The organism is Cupriavidus sp. MEYA8, from assembly GCF_059278825.1.
In genome coordinates, this window is record NZ_CM181222.1 from 558,047 (window position 1) to 580,637 (window position 22,591).

Consider the following 22,591-nt stretch of genomic DNA (forward strand, 5'->3'; position numbering starts at 1 on the left):
TGGATTCCTTCGGTTTTCTTCAGTGGATTTCGGATCAATGCATGACAAAGCCGCCGTTGACCGCCAGCGTCTGGCCGGTCACGAAACGGGCAAGGTCGGACAGTGCGAACAGCACCGCGCCGCAGACATCGTCGGGCAGCTGCTCGCGCGAGATCGCGCGTTGCTCGCGGTACAGGTCGTGCCGGTGCTGGGGCACGTACTCGGTGGCTTCCACCAGCGTCAGGCCCGGGGCCACCGCGTTGACAGTGATCTGGTCGCGGCCCAGCTCGCGCGCCAGCGAACGGGTCATGCCAATGATGGCGCTCTTGCTGGCCACATAGGCGAGCAGGTTGGGCGCGCCCCACAGCGGCGTGTCCGAGGCCAGGTTGACCACCGCGCCACGGCCGCTGGCGCGCAGCGCCGGCAGGCAGGCGGAAGTCATCAGCCAGGTGCCGCGCACGTTGACATTCATCACGCGGTCCCAGGTGGCGATGTCGATGGCGCTGGCATCGCGGCCGCCCGAGTCGGTCACGGCGGCGTTGTTGACCAGCCCGTCGAGGCCGCCCAGTGCCTTCACCGCGGCATCGGCGCAAGCCTGCACCGAGGCGGGGTCCGACAGGTCCAGCAGGACCGGCACCACCTTCAGGCCGCGGGCGCGCAGCGCATCGGCTTCCTGCTGCAGGCGTTCGGCCAGGATGTCGGCCATGGCCACGCTGGCGCCGGCTTCCGCCAGCGACTTCGCGAAGGCCAGCCCGAGGCCGCGTGCGGCGCCGGTGACCAGCACCTTGCGGCCGGCCAGCAGAGCGTTGTTGGTGATGGCCTCAGGCATGGCTGGCGGCTCCGGCGGCTTGCGTGGGCTTGAGCATCGCCACCGGCTCGTCGGCGATTTCCTGGTCGGCGCGGCGCTTCAGCAGACGGCGCACGCGCGTGATGCCGGCGTCGTGCTGGTACAGCATCTCGTGGTCGCGTGCGTTGGGGGCCATCATTTCCAGCACCACGCGGTCCTGCTCCAGCACGTCCCAGTGCAGCTGCTCCAGGCGGTTGCGATACAGGAAGCGCCACACGTCGCGCTCCCAGCCCTGCACGTGGCGGGTGCGCCAGAAGAACACCATGCAGTGGTCTTCATCCACCGGCGTGGCCATGCCGACGATGCCGAACGGGCCGCCGGGGCCGACCTTGGCGCGGTACGGGATCGCCAGGCGCAGCCACAGCGTGCCGGTCTCGCCGAACTCCACCCAGTCGAAGTTGACGCCGCGCTGGCCGGTCTTCTCGAACACCAGGCCGTGCTCGGTCTCGCGGATCTGCATCACGGCGGACTTCTCGCCGGATGCCATCGAGTGCGACACCGCGTGCAGGTAGGCGCCGTGCATCGGGTCCATCACGTTGTCGATGGCGTAGCGGTAATTGCAGTCCCAGTGCGCCACGCACAGGAAGTTGCTGTGTTCTTCGCTGACCAGTTCTTCCGGCAGGCGCAGCTCGTCGGGGCTGCCTTCGCCCTGCGGGGCCTGGTCGCCGAACCACAGGAAGATCGCGCCGGCCTTTTCCTGCACCGGGTAGCTGCGCACGCAGGTGCGGCCTTCCAGCGGGCAGCTTTCCACCGCCGGCACGCTCTTGACCTGGCCGTCGCCGCCGACTTCCACGCCGTGGTACCAGCAGGCGACGCGGTCGCCCAGGTTCCAGCCCATCGACAGGCGCGCGCCGCGATGCGGGCAGCGGTCTTCCAGCGCGTGGACCTGGCCGGCGCCGTCGCGCCACAGCACGATGTTCTGGCTCAGGCGGGTGATGCCGATCGGGGCATGGCTCACCGCCCACGAGGCGGCGACCGGGTACCAGTAGTTGCGCAGGCCGGTGTTCAGGCGGGCTTCGGCGCGGGCTTGCTTGTTCGATTCCATGTTGTTCTCGCTATGGTCGCGATGCGGACGCGGTTCAGGCGCCCAGGCGGCGCATTTCGGAGAGGAAGCGCTCTTCGGTCCATGGCTGGCCGTCGACGCCCAGGAAGCCGGCGGCGTTGAACGCGCGCACGATGTCCTGCGGGTTCTGCGCGCCGCCTTCGAAGGCGGCCTCAAGCGCGTCGCCCAGCGCGTTCTCGTAGGCGCTCGGCGCGGTGGCGCGGGTCTGCCAGACAATGTTGGCAACCTTGCCGGGTTGTTCGATATGGCCCTTGCCTGCGACGTTGTTCGGCGCCGGACGCTCCCAGGGCACCAGGTTCGGGTTGTACGAGAGGCTTTCCATTGCGCTTTGCTCCATGTCTTGCAGCTTGGGGGACCGTGTTCCGACGCCGCCCGGGCGCGACCTGCTTTTGCGCCCGTCGTGTTTTACTAATGAAACACTGGTTTAGATATTGAACACAGGTACGACTATAGACAACACAACCGTAAAAATTGACTGGGGTAAACCCGCGAAGCCGGAGCCAGGTGGCGCAAGCGGCGCGCCAAGGGAGCGGCGCCAAGCGGCTGGCGGCGCCGGGTAGGGTCAGGCGTCGCCTTGGGGCGGCAGCGCCGAGCGGATCAGCCGCGCGGTCGCGGCGGCCTGCTCGATGTAGCAGGCATGGCCGGCGTCGGGGATGAGCGCCAGCGGCAGGTCGAAGCGTTCGGCCAGCGTGCCGCAGGCCAGCGGGGTGGTCACCACGTCGCGGCTGCCGCAGGCAATGCGCGTGGGCAGTGACGCCGGACGGCGCGACAGATAACGGTCGATATCGTCGCCGCACAGCATCGCCACCGCCTGGCGATAGCCGTCCGGGTTGAGCCGCTGCATATTCCACTGCACCCACGCCTGCGCGCCGGCATCGGCCAGCTCGCTCAGCAGCCGGGCCGGCCCGCGTTGCGCCAGCCCTTCAACGCCAAGCGTATCCAGCGCCGCCAGCCGCTGCTGGGCCACCTGCTGCGCCTGCGCCTCCTTGCCCGCCGCGCCATAGCCCTGCGCCACGCTCAGCAGCAACAGCCGCGCCGGCAGGTTGCGCGCGTTCGCGACATAGGCCGCGGCCATCAGCGCACCCAGCGAATGGCCGACGATCAGCGCCGGCTGCATGCCCAGCGTCTGCAGCAAGCCATCGAGCCGCAGCGCGTAGTCCGATGCCAGCGGGCGCGCCTGCGCCAGCGGCGTCGAGTTGCCATAACCCGGCGCGTCCCAGGCGATCACGCGCGCCTGCGCCGCCAGCAGGCTGGCGCAAGGCAGCCACGAGGCCGCGCCGGAGCTGATGCCGTGCAGCAGCACGATGGCGGGCCCGCTGGTCCCGCCGCTGCGGTAGGTCACCTGCGCACCGCGGTCGACCGTCACCACGCGTTCCGCAAACCCGCTGCTCAGGGCCTCCAGTAGCTGCCGATCCGGCTGAGGAGGAATGGGGGGCTGATTTTGTTCCATATATAAAACTTAGGTTTGCGAATAAAACTTTTGAAGCATAGGCGTGCGCCTCGGGAAACGGGATGAGGGTAAACGATAGGCCTATCCGACACGGAAACGTCAACGCGCCGGCCTGGTGCACGCGCCGGTTTGCAGGGTGCGGCAGGCCTTGGCCCATGGCATCCGGCGCAGCGCCTTTGCCGGTGCGGCAAGACGCCTGGGCGACCGGGCCGCCGGTGGCGCGCGCCGCGCAGTGCCGATGCACCGCCCGTGCGCACGCCCGGCCCTGCGCGGGTGCAGCCAGCGGCTGTCCGGCGCGTCGTCGCCTTGCCGCACTAGGGATAACCCTCCTCACAGCTTTTGGAAACTCGCGGCTATATTTTGCTCAACGTTTCTTATGTTGTTTGATGTTCCATATATAAAACACAAAAGCGGCTATGGCAGCATTTTTGCTAGACACTGCGGCTTTTGACAGCCTGCGGGATCCACAAGAGGAGAACACCCTGCCAATAACAAGCCTGCCCTGAAACCCGGGCGCCATCGCAGCGGCCCGGACCACAAAGACGATTACAAGACGGAAAAACGGAAGGAAACTGGTAGATGAAACTTGCACGAACCGCCGCGGCGCTGCTCGCGGCTTCCCCCCTGCTGGCCTCGGCCCAATCGTCGGTGACGCTGTACGGCGTCATCGATAGCGGTGTCGAGTACGTGAGCAATGTCGGCGCCAACGGCGACAGCCTGGTGCGCATGCCCAACAACACCGCCACGGTGCCGTCGCGCTGGGGCATCCGCGGCACGGAAGACCTCGGCGGCGGGCTGAAGGGCCTGTTCGTGCTGGAATCGGGCTTTTCGCCGGACACGGGCAACGCCAACCAGGGCGGCCGCCTGTTCGGGCGCCAGGCGCTGGTCGGCCTGAGCAACCAGTATGGCCAGCTGTCGTTCGGCCGCCAGTACACGATGCTGTTCTGGGCCATCCTCGACAGCGATATCCTCGGGCCGAACGTGTACGGCTCGGGCTCGCTCGACAACTACCTGCCCAACACGCGCGCCGACAACGCGGTCGCATACAAGGCCAACTTCAACGGCTTCGTGGTCGGTGCCACCTACAGCTTCGGCCGCGACGCGGTCAACGCCGGCCCCAGCCCGGCCGGCACCAACTGCGCCGGCGAGAACCCGGCCGACAAGAAGGCCTGCCGCGAGTGGTCGGCCATGATCGGCTATGACAGCAAGACCTGGGGCCTGATCGCAGCCTACGATTCGCAGCGCGGCGGCCCCGGCGCCTTCGGCGGCCTGACCAACAGCAACCTGACCGACGACCGCCTGTCGCTGGGCGGCTACATGCTGCTGAAGAACACCAAGCTTGGCGCCGGCTGGATCCGCCGCGACAACGAAGGCAGCCCGACGCCGATCAGCGACCTGTACTACGCCGGCGTCTCCTACGACATCACTCCGGCGGTCAACCTGGCCGGCCAGGTCTACTTCCTGAACTACCACGGCAGCGACAACGAGGCCATGCTCTACGCGCTGCGTGCGACATACAGTTTCAGCAAGCGCACCTCGGTCTACGCCACCGCGGGCTATATCAATAACGACGGCCAGCTCGCCATGTCGGTGAGCGGTGGTTCGCCCGGCTCCAACCCCCGCCCCGGCGCGAACCAGTGGGGCTCGATGCTGGGCATCAAGCACATCTTCTGAGTCGGCTGAGTTGGCCACCATGCCCCGGCGCCGCGCGCCGGGCTTCACCAGCCGCTTCACCAGCCATGTTGGCCCCCGGCCCCCGCCGGGCGCCAAGTCTTACCGAGGTCTGAACATCATGAAGTCTGCACGCCGCAAAGTCCTGGCCACGCTGGCCGCCGCCACCACCGTGCTTTGCACCGGCGCCGCCCTGGCCCAGGGCGCGTACCCGAACAAACCCATCACCATCGTCGTTGCGTATCCGGCCGGCGGCGATGTCGACGTACTGGCCCGCATGTTCGCGGAAAAGCTGGCACCGCGGCTGAAGCAGTCGGTGGTGGTGGAAAACCGCACCGGCGCCGCCGGCACGATCGGCAGCGCCTATGTCGCGCGCGCCAACCCCGACGGCTACACGCTGCTGCTGGCGCCCAACACGGTCGCCATCGCTCCGCTGGTGCTGAAGGCCGGCACCGGCGCCAGCTACGACGTGCAGCATGACTTCACGCCGATCTCGCAGATCGGCACGCAGTCCCTGTTCGTGGTGGTCAACAAGGGCACCGGCATCACCAAGGTCAGCGACCTGGTGGCACGCGCCAAGTCGGGCAAGGTGGAAACCTATGCCACGCCGGGCAACGGCTCGCCGATGCACATCATGGGCGAACTGTTCAACAAGTCCGCCGGCATCAAGATCAGCCAGGTGCCGTATCGCGGCCTGGCGCCCGCCATTGTCGACGTGATCGGCGGGCAGGTGCCGGTGACCTACGTCACCTACGGCGCGGTGGCGCAGTACGTGGGCAACGGCAGCCTGGTGCCGCTGGCGGTGGCGGACCTGAAGCGCTCGCCGTTCGCGCCCAACGTGCCGACGCTGGCGGAGCTGGGCTACAAGGATGTCGAGATCGGCGCCTGGCAGGCGCTGCTGGGTCCGAAGAACATGCCCGCCGACGTGGTGCGAACGCTCAATACGCACGTCAACGACATCCTGAAGATGCCCGACGTGGTGTCGCGCATGGCCACCATCGCGGTCACGCCGGCGGGCGGCGAGCCGGCCGCGCTGTCGAAGCTGATCGCCGCGGATACCACGCGCTATACGAAGATCGTGAAGGAGTTCGGCATCCAGGCCGACTGATCCTCGCACCGGCGGCTTCCTGCGGAAGCAGGAGCCCGCCCGGCTGCGCGACGGCAATCCGTACGCAGCCGCTGCAAGAATTACCGTCAGCGCGGCGGCGTGGCGTGCACAAGCGCCATCGCTGCAAAGTGGTCCGGAAGTTGCTGTGTTTCGGGCATGGACTTCTCGTTCGACTGGCGCGAAGCGCTCTTCTTCACCGTCTCGCCACTCGAGATCGTCGTTCGCGGCACGGTGATGTACTGGGCGCTGTTCCTGCTGTTCCGTTTCGTCGTGCGGCGCGACATCGGCTCGATGGGCATTGCCGACCTGCTTCTGGTCGTGATCGTTGCCGACGCGGCGCAGAACGGCATGGCCGGCAAGGGTGAAGGCGTTGCCGACGCCATGCTGCTGGTCGTCACGCTGATTGCGTGGAACCGGTTGATCGACCTGTTGGCCTACCACTTCCCCACGTTCCAGCGCTTTGCCGAAGCGAAGAAAATCCTGCTCGTGCGCGACGGCACCAGGCTGCAAGAAAACATGCGGCGCGAATCGATCACCGACGACGAGCTAGAAGCCAAATATCGCGAGCAGGGGGTAGAAAAGCTCGAGGAGATCAAGGCGCTGTACCTGGAGGCGGATGGCAAGGTCAGCGTGATCAAGAAGAAGTAGATGCTCCCCGCCCCGCTCGCGGGACAGGGAGCCAGGCTCAGTTCACCTGCCGGTTCATCCCCTCCCAGAACGGCTCGCGCAGCTTGCGCCGCAGCAGCTTGCCGGACGGATTGCGCGGCAGCGCGTCGACGAACTCGATGCTCTTCGGCACCTTGAAGCCGGCCAGCCGCTGGCGCGTCCACGCGATGATGCCGTCGCGATCGGGCGATTGTCCCGGCTTCAGCACGACGATGGCCTTCACCGCTTCGCCCCACTTCTCGTCCGGCACGCCGATCACGGCCACGTCAGCCACCTGCGGGTGGCCGTAGATCGCGCTTTCGACCTCGGCCGGATAGACGTTCTCGCCGCCGCTGATGATCATGTCCTTGACGCGGTCGTGGATGTACAGGTAACCCTGCGCATCCATGTAGCCCGCGTCGCCGGTGCGCAGCCAGCCATCGGCGTCGATGGTGCGCGCGGTCTCCTCGGGCTGCTTCCAGTAGCCGGCCATGTTGTGCTGCGAGCGCACCACGATCTCGCCGACTTCATCGGGACCCAGCCCGCGCCCCTCATAGTCGACCACCTTGATTTCCACGCCTGGCAGCGGCTTGCCCGCGGCACGCATGCGCGGCACCTCTTCGGTGGTGTGGTCCTCGGGCGGCAGCGCGACGATGGTGCCGGTGGTCTCGGTCATGCCGTACTGCTGCACGAAGCCGCAGCCGAACACCTCGATGCCCTCGCGCAGCAGCGCCGCCGGAATCGGCGCGGCGCCATACAGCAGGTACTTCAGCCGCGAGTAATCCACTTGGCGCGCGCGCGGATCGCGCAGCACGATCTGCATGGCCGCCGGCACCATGAACAGCTTGCTGACGCGCTCGTGCTCGATGAAATCCAGCACCGCGCGCGGGTCGAATTCGCGCGCGACCACGCCCTTGGCGCCAGACAGCAGATTGCGCAGTCCCCAGCCCGAGCCGCCGATATGCGCGACGGGCATCGCCACCAGCGAGATATCGTCGGCCGTCCAGTGCGACCAGGCAATGCCTTCGCGCTCGCTGACCTCGGTGCCGATGGTCAGGTTGCGGTGCGTCAGCATCGCGCCCTTGGGCCGCCCGGTGGTGCCAGAGGTGTACAGCTGCAGCACCACGTCGTGCGGCGCCGGCCGGTGTGCCGGCGGCGTGGCCGGCTGCGCGTCGCGCCAGTCGGTGTAGCAAGGGGCATCGCCGCCGTCGGCGCACGGCTCCATCAGCACCACCGTGCGCACCATCGGCAGCGCCGGCAGCAGCGACTTTGCCATCGCCGCCGATTCCGGCCCGACGAACAGCACCACCGCGTCGCAATGGCCGACGATAAACTCGATCTCCGGCGGCGCCAGGCGCCAGCTGGCCGGAGTGGTGACGACGCCAGCCTTGGCCGCGCCGAGCAGCAGTTCGAAGTAGTGGTCGCTGTTCTTGCCGATATAGGCAATGCGGTCGCCGGCGTGGATACCCTCGGCCAGCAGCGCCTGCGCGACCCGGTCGGTATTGCGCTCGAAGTCGGCGTAGGTAGTCTGGCGGCCCTCGAACGCATATGCCACCGCGTCGGGCCGCAGTCCGGCGAAATGGCGCACGGCATCGGGCAGCGTGCTCAGGTAGCTGAAATCCATCCGCGTCTCCGTGTTGATTCCATCCAGGCCGCTTCGCTCAGCGCGGCGCCATCCGGATGGCGCCGTCCAGCCGCACGGATTCGCCGTTGAAATAGCCGTTGCGGCACATCTCGACGGCCAGCGAGGCGAACTCTTCCGGCTGGCCCAGGCGCTTGGGAAACGGCACCGAAGCGGCCAGCGCGGCCTTGACGTTCTCGGCCGCGCCCTGCAGCAGCGGCGTATTGAAGATGCCCGGCAGGATGGTATTGACGCGGATGCCCTCGCCCGCGAGGTCGCGCGCGATCGGCAGCGTCATGCCGACCACGGCGGCCTTGGACGCCGAGTACGCGGCCTGCCCCATCTGGCCATCCTGCGCCGCCACCGATGCGGTGCTGATGATCACGCCGCGCTCGCCGCCCGCGGTGTCCAGCGTCAGCATGCCGGCCGCCGAGCGCGCGATGCAGCGGAAGGTGCCGATCAGGTTGATCTGGATGATGCGTTCGAAGGCATCGGAGGGAAAGTGCTTGATCTGGTCCGGCGCTTCCTTGGAACGCGACGCGGTCTTGATGGCATTGCCGGTGCCGGCGCAGTTGACCAGGATGCGCTCCTGGCCGATGGCGGCACGTGCCCTGGCGAAGCCGGCCTCGACTTCAGCTTCCGAGGTCACGTTCACCTGGCAGAACACGCCGCCCAGTTCGCGCGCCAGCGCTTCGCCCTTCTCGGCGTTGAGGTCGAACAGCGCCACGCGCACGCCGTGCGCCGCCAGCGCGCGCGCCGTTGCCGCGCCCAGGCCCGAGGCGCCGCCCGTGATCACTGCCGATACCGATGCATTGAGTTCCATGCCGTCTTTCCCTTGTGTCTTGTTGCTGGCCGGACGGGCCACCGGTTCTGGTGCGCGCGCCCGCGATCTGAGAGTGGCCGGCGGGCGCCGAAATGCCCACGCCGGAGTGGGTTCGAGATTCGTGGATCGGCGCAAGCGACGCATCGTCCGAAGCGACGAATGGTTCCGACGTGGACCCAGACGTGGACCCGGGGTGGCCCGACGTGCCGGATGCGGCGGTGCGTCACCCGGCACCGCCGATGCGCTACAGTGGCGCGATCGACGTTCATTCCCGCGCCTCCGCCGGCAGCGTCACGCCGGGCCAGGTGCGGACATCCAGCCATGCGCAAACCCGATCGCAACGCCCCCTCCCGATCGATGTGGCCACGCCGGCTCACGCCAGGTGCGAGCCTGGCCATGCATGCCGCGCTGCTGGCGCTCGCACTGCTGTGTTGTACGGTCCCAGCGCCCGCTATGGCGGCAGGCCCGCTTGCCACCCTGCTGGCACCGGCCAAGCCCGCTCCGGCGCCGGCCAGCGCGCCGGCGGCCCCGGCCAGCGTGCCGCTGGCGCAGTCGCTCGACCAGGTCATCGCAACACTGCAGGACGATCGCGAACGGCGCGCGCTGGTCGGCCAATTGCAGGCCTTGCGGCGCGGCCTGGACGCTTCCGCGGTGGCGCCGGCGCCGGCGTCCGCCGCTGCGGCCGGCGCTTCGGCACCCGGGCTGATCGGAGCCGTGGCCGAGGTGCTCGACGAAGTCGACACGCACCTGCGCAAGGACCGCGGCCCGTGGCAATACTGGGGCTGGCGCTCGCGCTTCGCAGGCGAGGAATGGCGCGCCGCGCTGACCCACCGGGGCACCCGCTCGGGGCTGGAATCGCTGCGCGAATTCGCGCTGGTGCTGGCGGTATGGGCGGCGAGCGGCTGGGGCCTGTGGGAGATCGGCCATCGCATCCGGCGCCGGCGCGCGCCGCCGCGCCCGCGTACCGAGCGCGCCAGGCTGCCCGAGGTGCCGTCCTGGGTGGATGTCGGCGTCTTCATGCTGCGGCATATCGGGCCCTGGGTGATCGCATTCGGCATCACGCTGCTGATGGCGACGCGCACCTTCGCGCAGTCGCCAGCAGCCGTGGCCGCGGTGCTGGTCGCATACGCCATCGTGGCGGGTGCCGTCGCCGCCGCGATGTGCCAGGTCATCTTCGTCCTGTTCCGCACCGCGCACCGCCAGCTTGCGGTCCGGCAGCTGCTGGCGCGCTCGCCGTGGCTGCTGTTCTGCACCGGCGCACTGGCGGCCCTGGGCGACAGCGCCACCGACAGCCGCGTCGTCGCGGTGCTCGGCACCAACCTCGCCGCGCTGGTGTCGACCACGGCCAATATCGCCGCAGCACTGGGCATCGGCGTGTTCGCGCTCGTTTTCAGTCGCCAGATCGGCCAGCTGATCAGCCACCGGCCGCTGGCCTTCCGCCAGTCCCACCCGGGCCTGACCGACCTGCTGCGGCTGATCGGCCAGGCCTGGCACTTGCCGGTGCTCGCGGTGGTGGTCGCGTCGGTGATCGGCACGCTGCTCGCCGCCGGCCACGCCGATGTATTCCTGCGCCGCACCGTGGCTTCGGTCGCGCTGTTCGTGGCGGCACTGCTGCTGACGATGGTCGCCAGGCGCTCGCCCAAGGCAACGGCACGGCCGCCCCGCTTCCGCGACCGCCGGCGCTCGGCCTATGTGCAGCGCTTTGGCCGCTTCGCCATGGCGCTGCTGCGGGTGGCGATCTGGGTGGTATTTCTTGCCATGGTGATGCGCGTCTGGGACACGTCGCTGATGCAGCTGGCGGAATCTTCCGCAGCGGGCCGCCATATCACCGAGACCGTGTTCAGCGTGACCAGCACCGTGCTGCTGGCCTGGCTGGTCTGGCTGCTGATCGACACCGCCATCACGCAGACGCTGTCGCCCGCGCATGGACGCGGCGCGCAGCCCAGCCTGCGCGCCAAGACCATCCTGCCGCTGGTGCGCAATGCCTCGTTCATCGGGCTGCTGCTGATCGCGGTGATTGCCGTGCTGGCCAACCTGGGCGTCAACGTGACACCGTTGCTGGCCGGCGCGGGGGTGGTCGGGCTGGCGATCGGCTTCGGGGCGCAGAGCCTGGTGCAGGACCTGATCACCGGATTGTTTATCGTGGTCGAGGACTCTATCGCCATCGGCGACTCGATCGAGCTGCCTGACCATGCCGGCGTGGTCGAAGGTATGACCATCCGCACGGTCAAGCTGCGCGACGGACGCGGCGCGCTGCATACGCTGCCGTACAGCCAGATCAAGGCGGTCAAGAACCTGTCGCGCGGCTATGGCTATGCCGTGTTCAGCATCGGCATCAGCTACCACAGCGACCTCGACCGCGCCCTCGAGCTGATCCGCACCACCGGCACGGAAATCGCGCGAGATTTCCGCTACTCGCGCAACCTGATGTCGGGGCTGGACATCCTCGGCCTGGACCGCTTCGACCCGAGCGGGCCGGTGGTGATGGCACAGTTCAAGACCCGGCCGCTGACGCAGGCGGAAATCACGCGCGCGTTCAATGCACGCCTGAAGCGCAACTTCGACGCCCACGGCATCCGCATGGCATCGCCCAGCCTGACCATTCAGGTCGATGGCAAAGGGCTGCAGGTGGGGGGCGACGAGCAAGCGAACCCGGCGGCGCCATAGCAGCCGGTTCGAATGCCGGTTCGAACCGGCCCGTTCGCAGAAACGGGTATGGCAACCTATTCTCGGCCCGGCAACGGGGTCTTTTTGCCGCCAACATTCTGGACACGTGTGGCGTGTGTGAAACGCCCGGCACTATTTCCGTGCTGAAAATTTCGGCGTTCTCGTCACCCGCATTACCATCACGCCTCACAAGTCGGTAGTGCGCCCGACCTCCCATACGCTGCAAAGCAGCAATTTGGTATGGCCCCAGCTAAGTGTTATGCCTGCAATCCGTGTTTTCCCTCCCGACACGGGGGACAAAAGAAACAACATTGTTTGGCATGATTGCCTTATCGCAGCGCGCCGGATGAGCCTGACGGGACCGCTGCGAGCCGTATCGGCGCAGGTACAGAACGCCAGAGCGGCACCGATAACACAAAAGAAAGTGGCCACTTGCCGTGGCACAAGCAGGAGGCGTTTGCCGCCGGGGGGAATGTGAACATGGGCGAACACCCGACTACGGACGAGGACTTCCATCGTCTGGTCGACTCGATCTACGAGTCCGCGCTGGACGTTGCGGCAATGCCGGCGGCACTCGACCTTTTCTCCCGGTACACCTCCACCGGCAGCCCGCGTTACCTGATCTGGGACAAGCTCGCCGGCCATGCACGCCTGGGCGTCACGCCCCACGGCTGCTTCACCAACGGCGCAAGCGTTGGCGGCTGGCTGCCCAATCCGCTCGAGCTGCCCTACGCCGGCGCCTGCTGTATGCCGGCCGACACGCCTGACAGCCCCGCCTGCGCGCCGCTGCACACGGCCTCTCACGATGGCGCCGTGGCCGAGCGTCCAGTCTCCACGCTGGCATGCAGCGGACTCGAACATGGCATCCGCCTGGTCGAGAACGCCGAGGTCTGCGTACTGATGAGCGGCACCAGCGCGGGCAGCATCAGCGCCGGCCAGCGCGAGCGGCGCCTGGCCCACGTCATGCCGCATTGGGTGCGTGCCGCGCGCATGCAGCAGCGCAACTTTGAACTGAGCGGGCTGGCCAGCCTTGGCCTGGCCGGGCTCGATACCCTGGATTTTGGCGTGATGGTGCTGCAGGCCGACCTGCGCGTGCGCTACGCCAACAGCTGGGCCGAGGCGCTGGTGCAGGCCGACAGCCACCTGTCGCTGCAGGACGGCGTGCTGCGCGCCCACAGCGACACGCTGCAGGCGGTGCTGCGCAAGCTGCTCGACGGCGCCATGCGCGGCCGCGGCGCCGAAGCCGCGTCGGGCTCCTGGATGCACATCACCTCCGGCGGGCAGCCGGTGCCGATCATCGTCACGCCGCTGGTCTCGCGCCAGCCGGTGGAAGGCCCGTGGCAATTGCCGGCCGCGATGATGCTGTTCGGCAATTCGGAATCGCGCGCGGTGCTCGATGCGGGCGTGCTGGCCTCGCTGTTCGGGCTGTCGCGCAAGGAAAGCATCATCGCCGTCCGTCTCGCCGCCGGCGAGACGCTGAATGAAATCGCCGAGCGCGAGTTCCTGTCGCCGCATACGGTGCGCGTGCATATCCGCGATACGCTGCGCAAGACCGGCACGCACCGCCAGTCCGAGCTGGTGCGCCTGCTGCACCTGCTGCCGGGCGTCAATCTCGAACGCGCCGGGGTGACCTCGGCGGTCCGGCCGCGTACGCCGCGAGCGGGGACGGCCTGAAGCACTGGCACCGGCCCCCAAGGGTGACCCGGCCGGGGGGCACCTCCATATCGAATCGGTATCGCTTCCCAATAAATCAATATTGGACTGGCGCTCGACGCGTGAACTACGCTGTGGCCCACCCTGAGCCATCCGGAATGCAAGGCAGCCGCCGCCGCGTTCCGCAGGGCTCGCGTGCCACAGCTACCGGACTTCACCGTGACCGCCTTGCTATCCACCTTCGACCTGACGCCCCTGCCGCCGCACGCGCTCGCGTTCCGCGCCGAGGTCCGCGCCTTTCTTGACGAGCACCTGCCCGCCCTGCCGCCGGAAACCCGCGCGCGCTCGTGGATGGGGTTCGATGCGGCGTTCAGCCGCGCACTTGCGGCGCGCGGCTGGGTCGGCATTACGCTGCCGGCGCAATACGGCGGCGCCGGCCTCGATCCTTACTCGCGCTTCGTGCTGGTGGAGGAGTTGCTGGCCTGCGGCGCGCCGGTGTCGGCGCACTGGATCGCCGACCGCCAGAGCGGCCCGCTGATCCTGCGTTACGGCAGCGACGCGCAGAAGGCCCGCTACCTGCCCGCGATCTGCCGCGGCGAGGCGTTCTTCTGCATCGGCATGAGCGAGCCGAACTCCGGCTCCGACCTCGCCAGCGTGACGACCCGCGCCGTGCGCCAGCCCGATGGCTCGTGGCGCCTGACCGGCCGCAAGATCTGGACGACCAACGCCGACCGCTGCCACTTCATGATCGCGCTGGTGCGCACCTCGGGCACGCCGCAGGACCGGCAGGCGGGCCTGTCGCAGTTCATCGTCGACCTGCACGCGCCCGGCGTCTCGGTACGGCCGATCCACGACCTGGCCGGCGATGCGCACTTCTCCGAGGTCACCTTCGACGACGTCGCGCTGGCCCCGGATGCGCTGGTCGGCCAGGACGGCAGCGGCTGGGAGCAGGTCAACGCCGAACTCGCGTTCGAGCGCAGCGGCCCCGAGCGGCTGTACTCCAGCGTGGTGCTGCTCGACACCTGGCTCGACGCCATGCGCCGCCTGCCGCCGGCACGGCGCGACACCGTGACCGCGGGCCGCCTTGCCGGGCACCTGGCGGTGCTGCGCGCGATGTCGCTGGCGGTGACCGCGCGCCTGGCGGCCGGTGAAAGCCCCGTGGTCGAGGCCGCACTGGTCAAGGACCTGGGCACGACCTTCGAGCAATCGGTCCCCGCGCTGGTGGAAGCGGCGCTCGGCGACGAAGCGGCACTGGCCGCCGACGGCGCGCTCTATCGCACGCTGGCCTACGTCACGCAGATCGCCCCGTCGTATTCGCTGCGCGGCGGCACGCGCGAGATCCTGCGCGGCATGATCGCGCGCGGCCTCGGCCTGCGCTGAAGACCCGCCGCACCGTCCCGACGTCCTGCCCCCCCGACGAGACCCATCATGCATAACGCTTACTCCGACGCCCTCGACGCGCTGCTGCGCGATTGCTGCACGCCCGCCACGGTCCGCGCGCTGGAACGGCAGGCCGATCCCTCTCCCTTGTGGCAAACTCTGCGCGACAGCGGCTTTGCCGACTGCCTGCTGCCCGAGGCCGCCGGCGGCGCCGCGCTGCCGCTGCCTGAACTGGCCCCCGTGCTGTTCGTCACCGGCCGCCATGTCCTGCCGCTGCCGCTGGCGCAGACCATCTTCGCCCGCGCCCTGCTGCACGCGCAGGGCATCGCCCTGCCCGACGGACCCATCGCCCTGGCGGGCTTCGACGACGGCGCGCCCGCTGCGCTCGTCGCCGATGCGCGCCATGCCCGGTGGTTCCTGGTGCAGGACGGCGAGCGTTGCCTCTTGCTGCCGGCGGCCGACGCGCGCGCCGAACTCACCGGCGCGCACGCCGACCTGACCCTGCGGCTGCCGCGCCCGGAGGCGGCCATGCCGGCTGCGTTCCGGCTGGCGCCCGGCACGCTGCGCACACTCGGCGCCTGCCTGCACGCGGTCCAGCTGGCCGGGGCGCTGTCGCGGGTGCTCGACCTGACGCTGCAGTACGCCAACGACCGCCAGCAGTTCGGCCGCGCCATCGGCAAGTTCCAGGCGATCCAGCATCAGGTCAGCGAGATGGCCGAGCATGTGGCGGCAGCGCGCGTGGCGGCGCAGCTGGCCTGCGCCAGCACCACCGGCCAGCCCGAGCGCCTGCGCGCCGCGCTCGGCAAGCTGCTCGCCAGCGATGCCGTCACGCCAGTGGCGGCCATCGCCCATGCGGTGCACGGCGCGATCGGGATCACAGAGGAATACGACCTGCAGCTCTGCACGCGCCGGCTGCATGCGTGGCGCGTGGCGGACGGGTCGGAGCGCTGGTGGAGCCGCGTGCTGGGCGAGGCGGTGCTCGACGGCACGGACAGCCGGGCGGTCGAACTGGTGCGTGGATGGTGCGAGTGAAAATGAAAACGCGCATTGCCTGAGGTTTCAGGCAACGCGCGTGGCAAGCACTGCGAAGGATCAGGCGATCACGCGGCCAGGCTCAGCCCGCTGTGCGACTTGCGGTGCCGGCGCTCCGGCTTGCATTCGTACTTGAGTTCGGTGCGCCCGTCTTCATAGGCCACTTCCAGGCGCACGGTAAAGCCCCACAGCCGCGTCACGTGCCGCACCACTTCGTCGAAATTGTGCGCCAGCGGCCGGCGGTCATTCTGCAGGTGGCGCAGCGTCAGCGAACGGTCGCCGCCGATATCGACATTGGTGACCTGGATATTGGGCTCCATGGTCGACAGGTCATACTGCGCCGCCATCAGCTGGCGGATCGCGCGATAGCCCTCGTCGTCGTGGATGGCGGTGACGCGCAGCTTGCCCTCGCGGTCGTCGTCCAGCACCGAGAACAGCTTCAGTTCGCGGATCACGCGCGGCGACAGGAACTGCAGCAGGAAGCTCTCGTCCTTGAAATTGCGCATCGCAAAGTCCAGCGTCGTGCGCCAGTCGCTGCCGGCGATCTCCGGCGCCCAGCGGTAGTCCTCGTCGGTCGGGTTCTCGCACATGCGGCGCAGGTCCTGGAAGATCAGGAAGCCCACCGTGTACGGGTTCAACCCGCTGTAATACGGGCTGTGGTACGGCGGCTGGTAAATCACGTTGGTGTGCGCCTGCAGCAGCTCCATCATGAAGGCATCGTTGACCAGCTTTTCTTCGTAGAGCTGGTGGATGATGGTGTAGTGCCAGAACGTTGCCCACCCTTCGTTCATCACCTTGGTCTGGCGCTGCGGGTAGAAGTACTGCGCGATCTTGCGCACGATGCGCACGATCTCGCGCTGCCACGGCGCCAGCTTGGGCGCGTTCTTCTCGATGAAGTACAGCAGATTCTCCTGCGGCTCGGGCGGGAACGTCATTTCCGGCGCCTCTTCGTCGGCCGTCAGCGCGTGCGGGCGATGCTTGGGCAGCGTGCGCCACAGATCGTTGACCTGCATCTGCAGGTAGTTCTCGCGATCGGCCTGGCGCGCCTTCTCTTCGGTGATGGAGAGCTTCTTGGGCCGCTTGTAGCGGTCCACCCCGTAGTTCTGCAAGGCATGGCAGGAGTCGAGCAGCAGTTCCACTTCCTGTTCGCCGTAGCGCTGTTCGCACTCGGCCACGTAGTTCTTGGCGAACAGCAGGTAATCGACGATGGCGTCCGCGTTGGTCCAGGTGCGGAACAGGTAGTTGCCCTTGAAGAAGGAGTTGTGGCCGTAGCAGGCATGCGCGATCGTCAGCGCCTGCATCGGCATGGTGTTCTCCTCCATCAGGTAGGCGATGCAGGGGTTGGAGTTGATGACGATCTCGTAAGCCAGGCCCATGTGGCCGCGCTGGTAGCTGCGCTCCGACGCCAGGAAGTGCTTGCCATAGGACCAGTGGTTGTAGCCCACCGGCAGCCCTGCCGACGCGTAGGCGTCCAGCATCTGCTCGGCCGTGATGATCTCGATCTGGTTGGGATAGGTATCCAGCCCGAACTCGCCGGCGATGCGGGCGATCTCGCGGTCATACCGGTTGACCAGCTCGAAGGTCCATTCCGAACCCGTGGACAGATAAGCCATCTTCGCCCCTTGTTGCGGGCAAGGCGCCAACCGCGCAGGCGCGCGCTGGCGCGCCGCGTGGTCCGCGTTGCCTTGCCACCAGACTTCACTGCGGCCTTCGCTGCCGGTTGCCCCGGCAGCAGGCCCCAACTAAGCCGCCCGCTTCTGGAACAGGTCGTGCAGCACCGGGTAGATTTCGTCCGCGCCGATGATGCGCTGCATCGCAAAGTGCTCGAACTGGCCCTTGACCGTCAGATACTCTTCCCAGAGGTTCTGTGGTTCCTCGGACGCCACTTCCACGTATGCGTAGTACTGCACCAGCGGCAGGATCGACTCGCGCAGCAGGCGTCCGCACAGTTCGGAATCGCCAGCCCAGTTGTCGCCGTCGGAGGCCTGCGCGCAGTAAATGTTCCACTGGCTTGGCGGATAACGGTCATGGACCACCTCCACCATCAGCTTCAGCGCACTGGACACCACGGTACCACCGGACTCGCGCGAGTGGAAGAAGTCTTCCTCTTCGACTTCCTTGGCCACCGTGTGATGCCGGATGAACACCACGTCGATACGCTCGTAGTTGCGCTTCAGGAACAGGTACAGCAGCATGAAGAAGCGCTTGGCCAGGTCCTTGCGGCTCTCGTCCATCGAGCCGGACACGTCCATCAGGCAGAACATCACCGCCTGGGCCTGCGGGCGCTTCTTGAGCACGCGGTTGTTGTAGCGCAGGTCGAGCTTCTCGATAAAGGGCACGCGATCGATGCAGGCGCGCAGGTGCCGCATCTTCTCCATCAGTTCGAGCGTGCCTTCGGCGTAGGGGCCGTCCTTGTCCAGCGCCTCGGCGTACTCCAGCTCCAGGTCGCGCAGGCGCTTCTGGTAAGGGCTGGACAAGGCGATGCGCCGCCCGATCGAGCTGCGCATGGTGCGCAGGATCGACAGGTTGGACGGGGTGCCGTCGATGGAATAGCCGGCGCGCACCTTGCGCACTTCGGCGATCTTGGCAAGGTGGCGCTTGGCCAGGTCCGGCAGCGCCATGTCCTCGAAGAAGAAATTGAGGAAATCCTCGCGCGACAGCGTGAAGACGAAATCGTCCTCGCCTTCGCCGCTGTCGCTGGCCCGCGAACCGCTCCCGCCACCGCCCTGCTGCTGCCGGTCGAAGGAATCGCCCTTGACGAACTTCTTGTTGCCAGGGTGGATCCACTCGCGCCGGCCGCCCGGGCCGTGGTGGAAGATCGGTTCGGTGATGTCCTTGACCGGAATGGACACCTGGCCGCTCTGCTCGATGTCCATGATCTTCCGGCCGGACACCGCCTTTGCCACCGCCTGCCGAATCTGTTCGCGGTAGCGCTTGATGAAGCGTTGCTGGTTGACGGCACTCTTGTTGCCGCCGTTCTCGCGCCGATCGATGACCGTAGCCATATGTTGCCCTCGTTGAGAGACTGCTTCCGCGGCGCCGTTACGATGATTTTCTTACGCGCAGATACCACTCCACCAGAAGTCTCACTTGCTTGGGCGTGTACCCCTTCTCGACCATGCGGTTGACGAAGTTCTCGTGCTTGTCCTGGTCTTCGCGAGAAGACTTGGCGTTGAACGAGATCACCGGCAGCAGGTCCTCCGTGGTGGAGAACATGCGCTTCTCGATCACCATCCGCAGCTTTTCATAGCTGGTCCAGACCGGGTTCTTGCCACTGTTGTTGGCCCGCGCCCGCAGCACGAAGTTGACGATCTCGTTGCGGAAGTCCTTCGGGTTCGAGATACCCGCCGGTTTTTCCACTTTCTCCAGCTCGTCGTTCAGGGCGTTGCGGTCGAGGATTTCGCCGGTGTTGGGATCACGGTACTCCTGGTCCTGGATCCACAGGTCGGCGAACACCACATAGCGGTCGAAGATGTTCTGGCCATATTCGGAGTACGACTCCAGGTAAGCGGTCTGGATCTCCTTGCCGATGAACTCCACGAACGGCGTGGTCAGGTACTCCTTGATGTACGACAGCAGCTTGGCTTCCTGCTCCGGCGGGAACTGCTCGCGCTCGATCTGCTGCTCGAGCACATACAGCAGGTGCACCGGGTTGGCCGCAACTTCGGTATTGTCGAAGTTGAAGACCTTGGACAGGACCTTGAACGCAAAGCGCGTCGACAGCCCGTTCATGCCCTCGTCGATGCCGGCGTAGTCGCGGTACTCCTGGTACGACTTCGCCTTCGGGTCCACGTCCTTCAGGCTTTCGCCGTCATAGACGCGCATCTTCGAGAAGACGTTGGAGTTCTCGGGCTCCTTGATCCGGGTCAGCACCGCGAACTGCGCCATCATCTTCAGCGTGTTCGGCGCGCACGGCGCGGCCGACAGCGAACTGCAGCGCAGCAGCTTGTCGTAGATCTTCACCTCGTCGGACACGCGCAGCACGTACGGCACCTTGACGATATAGATACGGTCCAGGAATGCCTCGTTGTTCTTGTCCGACTTGAAGGTGGTCCACTCCGCCTCGTTCGAGTGCGCCAGGATGATGCCGTCGAACGGAATCGCGCCGAAGCCTTCCGTGCCCTTGTAGTTGCCTTCCTGGGTCGCGGTCAGCAGCGGGTGCAGCACCTTGATCGGCGCCTTGAACATTTCGACGAACTCGAGCAGGCCGCGGTTGGCCAGGCACAGGCCGCCGGAATACGAGTACGCATCCGGATCGTCCTGCGGGAAGTCCTCGAGCTTGCGGATGTCCACCTTGCCCACCAGCGACGAGATGTCCTGGTTGTTCTCGTCGCCCGGCTCGGTCTTCGAGATCGCGATCTGCGACAGCACCGACGGGCGCAGCTTCACCACCTTGAACTTGGTGATGTCGCCGTTGAACTCGTGCAGGCGCTTGACTGCCCATGGCGAGGCAATCGTGTTCAGGTAGCGGATCGGGATGCCGTAGTCCTCTTCCAGGATCTTGCCGTCTTCTTCCGGCGAGAACAGGCCCAGTGGCGACTCGTGGATCGGCGAACCCTTCAGCGCGTAGATGGGGATCTGTTCCATCAACGCCTTGAGCTTCTCCGCGAGCGAGGACTTGCCGCCGCCGGGAGGCCCGAGCAGATACAGGATCTGCTTGCGCTCTTCCAGGCCCTGCGCGGCGTGCTTGAAGAATGAGACGATCTGCTCGATCGTGTCCTCCATGCCATAGAAGTCGCGGAAGGCCGGATAGATGCGGATGACCTTGTTGAAGAAGAGCCGGGACAGCCTCGGATCGTGGTGGGTGTCCACCAGTTCAGGCTGGCCGATCGCGGCGAGCATGCGTTCGGCAGCGGTCGCGTAGGCAGTCGGATCCTTCTTGCAGATCTCCAGGTACTCCTGGATGCTGTATTCCTCTTCCTTGCGGGCTTCGAAGCGCGTAGCGTAATGGCCGAAAATGTCCATACCTCACTCCCGTCAGAGTTCACATCCGAGGCGAAGGTAGTTCTACCCTTCAAGACTTCGCAAGTTCCGCGGTTCGCCACCCCGGCTTGACGACCGGTGAATGTTGCGAAGACTTTACTTCATCATAGTCAAATAACGGCGATGGTGGAGTCCGAGTTGACGAATCTTGCATCGACGCAACGCTTGTTTCCACGCTGCGTTTATCGCCTGATTCCGCTGGTGGCGCTGTCAGCTTTTGGCTGATATTTCCACTCGGTGCCGCACCCCGCGCGCGACGGGCCATTGACTATGCTTGTGACACACCTTACACCTTTCCGCCGATCCGTGCACAGCCGGTTTTGTAACCGGAAACACAAAAGCCGGCATCCTGTGCCGGCTTTTGTGTTGCTTTCAGAATTAGCTTAGACGCGCATCAGCAAACGCAGAGTGCTGATAGCAGTTGGCACTGCGCGCGGCCATCAGAGCGTGCGTGCCACCAGCTCTTTCATGATTTCGTTGGAGCCGCCGTAGATCTTGCCGACGCGTGCGTTGGCGTACATGCGCGCGATCGGATATTCCAGCATGTAGCCGTAGCCGCCGTGGAACTGCAGGCACTCGTCGATGATCTCGCAATTCTTTTGCGTGCACCACCACTTGGCCATCGCGGCGGTCGCGGCATCCAGTGTACCCGCCATCAGGCGCATCATGCAGTCGTCGACGAAGGTGGAGGCGATGGTGGCCTCGGTCTTGCACTCGGCCAGGCGGAAGCGGGTGTTCTGCAGGTCGGCCAGCGCCTGCCCGAAGACCTTGCGCTCGCGCACGTATTCGGTGGTGAGCTCGATCGCGCGATGCATCGAAGCGCTCGCGCCCAGCGCGATGATCATCCGCTCCTGCGGCAGCTGCTGCATCAGTTGGTAAAAACCCTGCCCTTCCTGCTCGCCGAGCAGGTTCTCGCACGGCACCAGCACGTCGTCGAAGAACAGCTCGGCGGTGTCCTGGCCCTTCTGTCCGATCTTCTCGAGGATGCGGCCGCGGCGGAAGCCTTCGAGGTCGCGCGTCTCGATCATGATCAGCGAGACGCCACGCGAGCCGGCTTCCGGATCGGTCTTGGCGACCAGGCACACGAGGTCGGCGTGGTAACCGTTCGTAATAAACGTCTTTGCACCGTTTATGCGATAGCAGTCTCCGTTTGCGGTCTGTTCGCGCACCGCGCGGGTGCGTACCGATTTGAGGTCCGAGCCGGCGCCAGGTTCCGACATGGCGATGGCCGCGACCATCTCGCCGCTGGCCATCTGCGGCAGCCACTTCTTCTTCTGCGCTTCGGTGCCGTAGTTGAGCAGGTAATGTGCCACGATGCCGCTGTGCACGTTGTTGCCCAGGCTGGTGAAGATGGCGCGCGCCATCTCGCGCGTGATCACGGCTTCATGCGCGAAGTTGCCGCCGCCGCCGCCGTACTCTTCGGGGATGCTGGCGCACAGCAGGCCGGCCTGGCCGGCGCGGCGCCACACGTCGCGGTCGATATAGCCCTGCTCGGCCCAGCGCGCTTCATTCGGTGCCAGTTCGCGCTCGATAAAGCGGCGTACGGTGTCCTGGAACATTTCCAGGTCTTCGGTCATCCAGGGAGTCTGGCGTGCGGCGGGCGCCGCATGGTGGTGTTGGGTTGCCATAAGTATTCGGATACGGGGATAGACGGATGATCGACAGGGGC

The 22,591-nt window shown here is 66.7% G+C and carries 17 protein-coding genes; 7 read left to right on the top strand and 10 right to left on the bottom strand.

The window, feature by feature from the left end; all coding sequences use genetic code 11:
• Positions 1–34: 34 nt before the first annotated feature.
• The 4 genes from AC5WJ1_RS19685 to AC5WJ1_RS19700 all read right to left on the bottom strand — a co-directional run bounded on the left by AC5WJ1_RS19685 (position 35) and on the right by AC5WJ1_RS19700 (position 3,339).
• The gene (locus tag AC5WJ1_RS19685; protein ID WP_135703652.1) at positions 35–808 is read right to left on the bottom strand and encodes an SDR family oxidoreductase; all 774 of its coding nucleotides are present in this window, start codon (positions 806–808) and stop codon (positions 35–37) included.
• Positions 801–1,871: an aromatic ring-hydroxylating dioxygenase subunit alpha gene (locus AC5WJ1_RS19690; protein ID WP_133094902.1), complete on the bottom strand. Its 1,071-nt coding sequence runs from the start codon at positions 1,869–1,871 to the stop codon at positions 801–803. Before AC5WJ1_RS19690 ends, AC5WJ1_RS19685 begins: the two co-directional genes overlap by 8 nt.
• Positions 1,872–1,905: 34 nt before the next feature.
• Positions 1,906–2,211 carry a recombinase-like helix-turn-helix domain-containing protein gene (locus AC5WJ1_RS19695; protein ID WP_371704171.1) on the bottom strand — a complete coding sequence of 102 codons (306 nt, stop codon included), beginning with the start codon at positions 2,209–2,211 and terminating at the stop codon, positions 1,906–1,908.
• A gap of 240 nt (positions 2,212–2,451) precedes the next feature.
• Positions 2,452–3,339: an alpha/beta fold hydrolase gene (locus AC5WJ1_RS19700; RefSeq protein ID WP_135703651.1), complete on the bottom strand. Its 888-nt coding sequence runs from the start codon at positions 3,337–3,339 to the stop codon at positions 2,452–2,454.
• 579 nt (positions 3,340–3,918) lie between these two features.
• On the opposite strand from AC5WJ1_RS19700, the gene AC5WJ1_RS19705 reads away from it, so the two are divergent.
• The 3 genes from AC5WJ1_RS19705 (at position 3,919) to AC5WJ1_RS19715 (ending at position 6,766) form a co-directional block, all read left to right on the top strand.
• Complete coding sequence (locus tag AC5WJ1_RS19705) at positions 3,919–5,013, top strand: porin (protein ID WP_135703650.1); 1,095 nt, start codon at positions 3,919–3,921, stop codon at positions 5,011–5,013.
• A gap of 118 nt (positions 5,014–5,131) precedes the next feature.
• Positions 5,132–6,118 (top strand): Bug family tripartite tricarboxylate transporter substrate binding protein, encoded by a 987-nt coding sequence (locus AC5WJ1_RS19710; protein ID WP_133094898.1) that lies wholly within the window; start codon positions 5,132–5,134, stop codon positions 6,116–6,118.
• A gap of 156 nt (positions 6,119–6,274) precedes the next feature.
• The gene (locus tag AC5WJ1_RS19715; protein ID WP_133094897.1) at positions 6,275–6,766 is read left to right on the top strand and encodes a DUF421 domain-containing protein; all 492 of its coding nucleotides are present in this window, start codon (positions 6,275–6,277) and stop codon (positions 6,764–6,766) included.
• Between the two features lie 37 nt (positions 6,767–6,803).
• On the opposite strand, the gene AC5WJ1_RS19720 is transcribed toward AC5WJ1_RS19715, so the two are convergent.
• Both AC5WJ1_RS19720 and AC5WJ1_RS19725 read right to left on the bottom strand, forming a co-directional pair.
• Positions 6,804–8,387 carry a fatty acid--CoA ligase gene (locus AC5WJ1_RS19720; protein ID WP_135703649.1) on the bottom strand — a complete coding sequence of 528 codons (1,584 nt, stop codon included), beginning with the start codon at positions 8,385–8,387 and terminating at the stop codon, positions 6,804–6,806.
• A gap of 37 nt (positions 8,388–8,424) precedes the next feature.
• Complete coding sequence (locus AC5WJ1_RS19725) at positions 8,425–9,207, bottom strand: SDR family NAD(P)-dependent oxidoreductase (protein ID WP_133094895.1); 783 nt, start codon at positions 9,205–9,207, stop codon at positions 8,425–8,427.
• 321 nt (positions 9,208–9,528) lie between these two features.
• Between AC5WJ1_RS19725 and AC5WJ1_RS19730 the strand changes: the two genes are divergently transcribed.
• The 4 genes from AC5WJ1_RS19730 to AC5WJ1_RS19745 all read left to right on the top strand — a co-directional run bounded on the left by AC5WJ1_RS19730 (position 9,529) and on the right by AC5WJ1_RS19745 (position 15,939).
• Positions 9,529–11,874: a mechanosensitive ion channel family protein gene (locus tag AC5WJ1_RS19730; protein ID WP_135703648.1), complete on the top strand. Its 2,346-nt coding sequence runs from the start codon at positions 9,529–9,531 to the stop codon at positions 11,872–11,874.
• Between the two features lie 480 nt (positions 11,875–12,354).
• Positions 12,355–13,548, top strand: a complete 1,194-nt coding sequence (locus tag AC5WJ1_RS19735; protein WP_135703647.1) for a helix-turn-helix transcriptional regulator — start codon at positions 12,355–12,357, stop codon at positions 13,546–13,548.
• A 198-nt stretch (positions 13,549–13,746) separates the two neighbouring features.
• A complete protein-coding gene (locus tag AC5WJ1_RS19740; RefSeq protein ID WP_135704010.1) occupies positions 13,747–14,907 on the top strand; it encodes an acyl-CoA dehydrogenase family protein in 1,161 nt (386 codons plus the stop codon).
• A 48-nt stretch (positions 14,908–14,955) separates the two neighbouring features.
• A complete protein-coding gene (locus AC5WJ1_RS19745) occupies positions 14,956–15,939 on the top strand; it encodes an acyl-CoA dehydrogenase family protein (RefSeq protein WP_135703646.1) in 984 nt (327 codons plus the stop codon).
• Positions 15,940–16,007: 68 nt separating this feature from the next.
• Here AC5WJ1_RS19745 and AC5WJ1_RS19750 read toward each other — a convergent pair whose 3' ends face one another.
• The 4 genes from AC5WJ1_RS19750 to AC5WJ1_RS19765 all read right to left on the bottom strand — a co-directional run bounded on the left by AC5WJ1_RS19750 (position 16,008) and on the right by AC5WJ1_RS19765 (position 22,550).
• Positions 16,008–17,552, bottom strand: coding sequence for a SpoVR family protein (locus tag AC5WJ1_RS19750; RefSeq protein ID WP_135703645.1), 1,545 nt, complete (start codon positions 17,550–17,552; stop codon positions 16,008–16,010).
• A 129-nt stretch (positions 17,553–17,681) separates the two neighbouring features.
• On the bottom strand, positions 17,682–18,944 hold the full coding sequence (locus AC5WJ1_RS19755) for a YeaH/YhbH family protein (RefSeq protein ID WP_133094890.1): 1,263 nt from the start codon (positions 18,942–18,944) through the stop codon (positions 17,682–17,684).
• A 37-nt stretch (positions 18,945–18,981) separates the two neighbouring features.
• Complete coding sequence (locus AC5WJ1_RS19760) at positions 18,982–20,904, bottom strand: PrkA family serine protein kinase (RefSeq protein ID WP_133094889.1); 1,923 nt, start codon at positions 20,902–20,904, stop codon at positions 18,982–18,984.
• A 458-nt stretch (positions 20,905–21,362) separates the two neighbouring features.
• Complete coding sequence (locus AC5WJ1_RS19765) at positions 21,363–22,550, bottom strand: acyl-CoA dehydrogenase family protein (RefSeq protein WP_135703644.1); 1,188 nt, start codon at positions 22,548–22,550, stop codon at positions 21,363–21,365.
• Between the last annotated feature and the right edge of the window lie 41 nt (positions 22,551–22,591).

What these genes read in the sequence shown, in the direction of transcription:
- AC5WJ1_RS19755 (WP_133094890.1), bottom strand. Translation starts at nt 18,944, where the DNA reads ATGGCTACGGTCATCGATCGGCGCGAGAACGGCGGCAACAAGAGTGCC.
- AC5WJ1_RS19725 (WP_133094895.1), bottom strand. Translation starts at nt 9,207, where the DNA reads ATGGAACTCAATGCATCGGTATCGGCAGTGATCACGGGCGGCGCCTCG.
- AC5WJ1_RS19690 (WP_133094902.1), bottom strand. Translation starts at nt 1,871, where the DNA reads ATGGAATCGAACAAGCAAGCCCGCGCCGAAGCCCGCCTGAACACCGGC.
- AC5WJ1_RS19705 (WP_135703650.1), top strand. Translation starts at nt 3,919, where the DNA reads ATGAAACTTGCACGAACCGCCGCGGCGCTGCTCGCGGCTTCCCCCCTG.
- AC5WJ1_RS19710 (WP_133094898.1), top strand. Translation starts at nt 5,132, where the DNA reads ATGAAGTCTGCACGCCGCAAAGTCCTGGCCACGCTGGCCGCCGCCACC.
- AC5WJ1_RS19695 (WP_371704171.1), bottom strand. Translation starts at nt 2,211, where the DNA reads ATGGAAAGCCTCTCGTACAACCCGAACCTGGTGCCCTGGGAGCGTCCG.
- AC5WJ1_RS19720 (WP_135703649.1), bottom strand. Translation starts at nt 8,387, where the DNA reads ATGGATTTCAGCTACCTGAGCACGCTGCCCGATGCCGTGCGCCATTTC.
- AC5WJ1_RS19685 (WP_135703652.1), bottom strand. Translation starts at nt 808, where the DNA reads ATGCCTGAGGCCATCACCAACAACGCTCTGCTGGCCGGCCGCAAGGTG.
- AC5WJ1_RS19745 (WP_135703646.1), top strand. Translation starts at nt 14,956, where the DNA reads ATGCATAACGCTTACTCCGACGCCCTCGACGCGCTGCTGCGCGATTGC.
- AC5WJ1_RS19735 (WP_135703647.1), top strand. Translation starts at nt 12,355, where the DNA reads ATGGGCGAACACCCGACTACGGACGAGGACTTCCATCGTCTGGTCGAC.
- AC5WJ1_RS19715 (WP_133094897.1), top strand. Translation starts at nt 6,275, where the DNA reads ATGGACTTCTCGTTCGACTGGCGCGAAGCGCTCTTCTTCACCGTCTCG.
- AC5WJ1_RS19700 (WP_135703651.1), bottom strand. Translation starts at nt 3,339, where the DNA reads ATGGAACAAAATCAGCCCCCCATTCCTCCTCAGCCGGATCGGCAGCTA.
- AC5WJ1_RS19750 (WP_135703645.1), bottom strand. Translation starts at nt 17,552, where the DNA reads ATGGCTTATCTGTCCACGGGTTCGGAATGGACCTTCGAGCTGGTCAAC.
- AC5WJ1_RS19760 (WP_133094889.1), bottom strand. Translation starts at nt 20,904, where the DNA reads ATGGACATTTTCGGCCATTACGCTACGCGCTTCGAAGCCCGCAAGGAA.
- AC5WJ1_RS19765 (WP_135703644.1), bottom strand. Translation starts at nt 22,550, where the DNA reads ATGGCAACCCAACACCACCATGCGGCGCCCGCCGCACGCCAGACTCCC.
- AC5WJ1_RS19730 (WP_135703648.1), top strand. Translation starts at nt 9,529, where the DNA reads ATGCGCAAACCCGATCGCAACGCCCCCTCCCGATCGATGTGGCCACGC.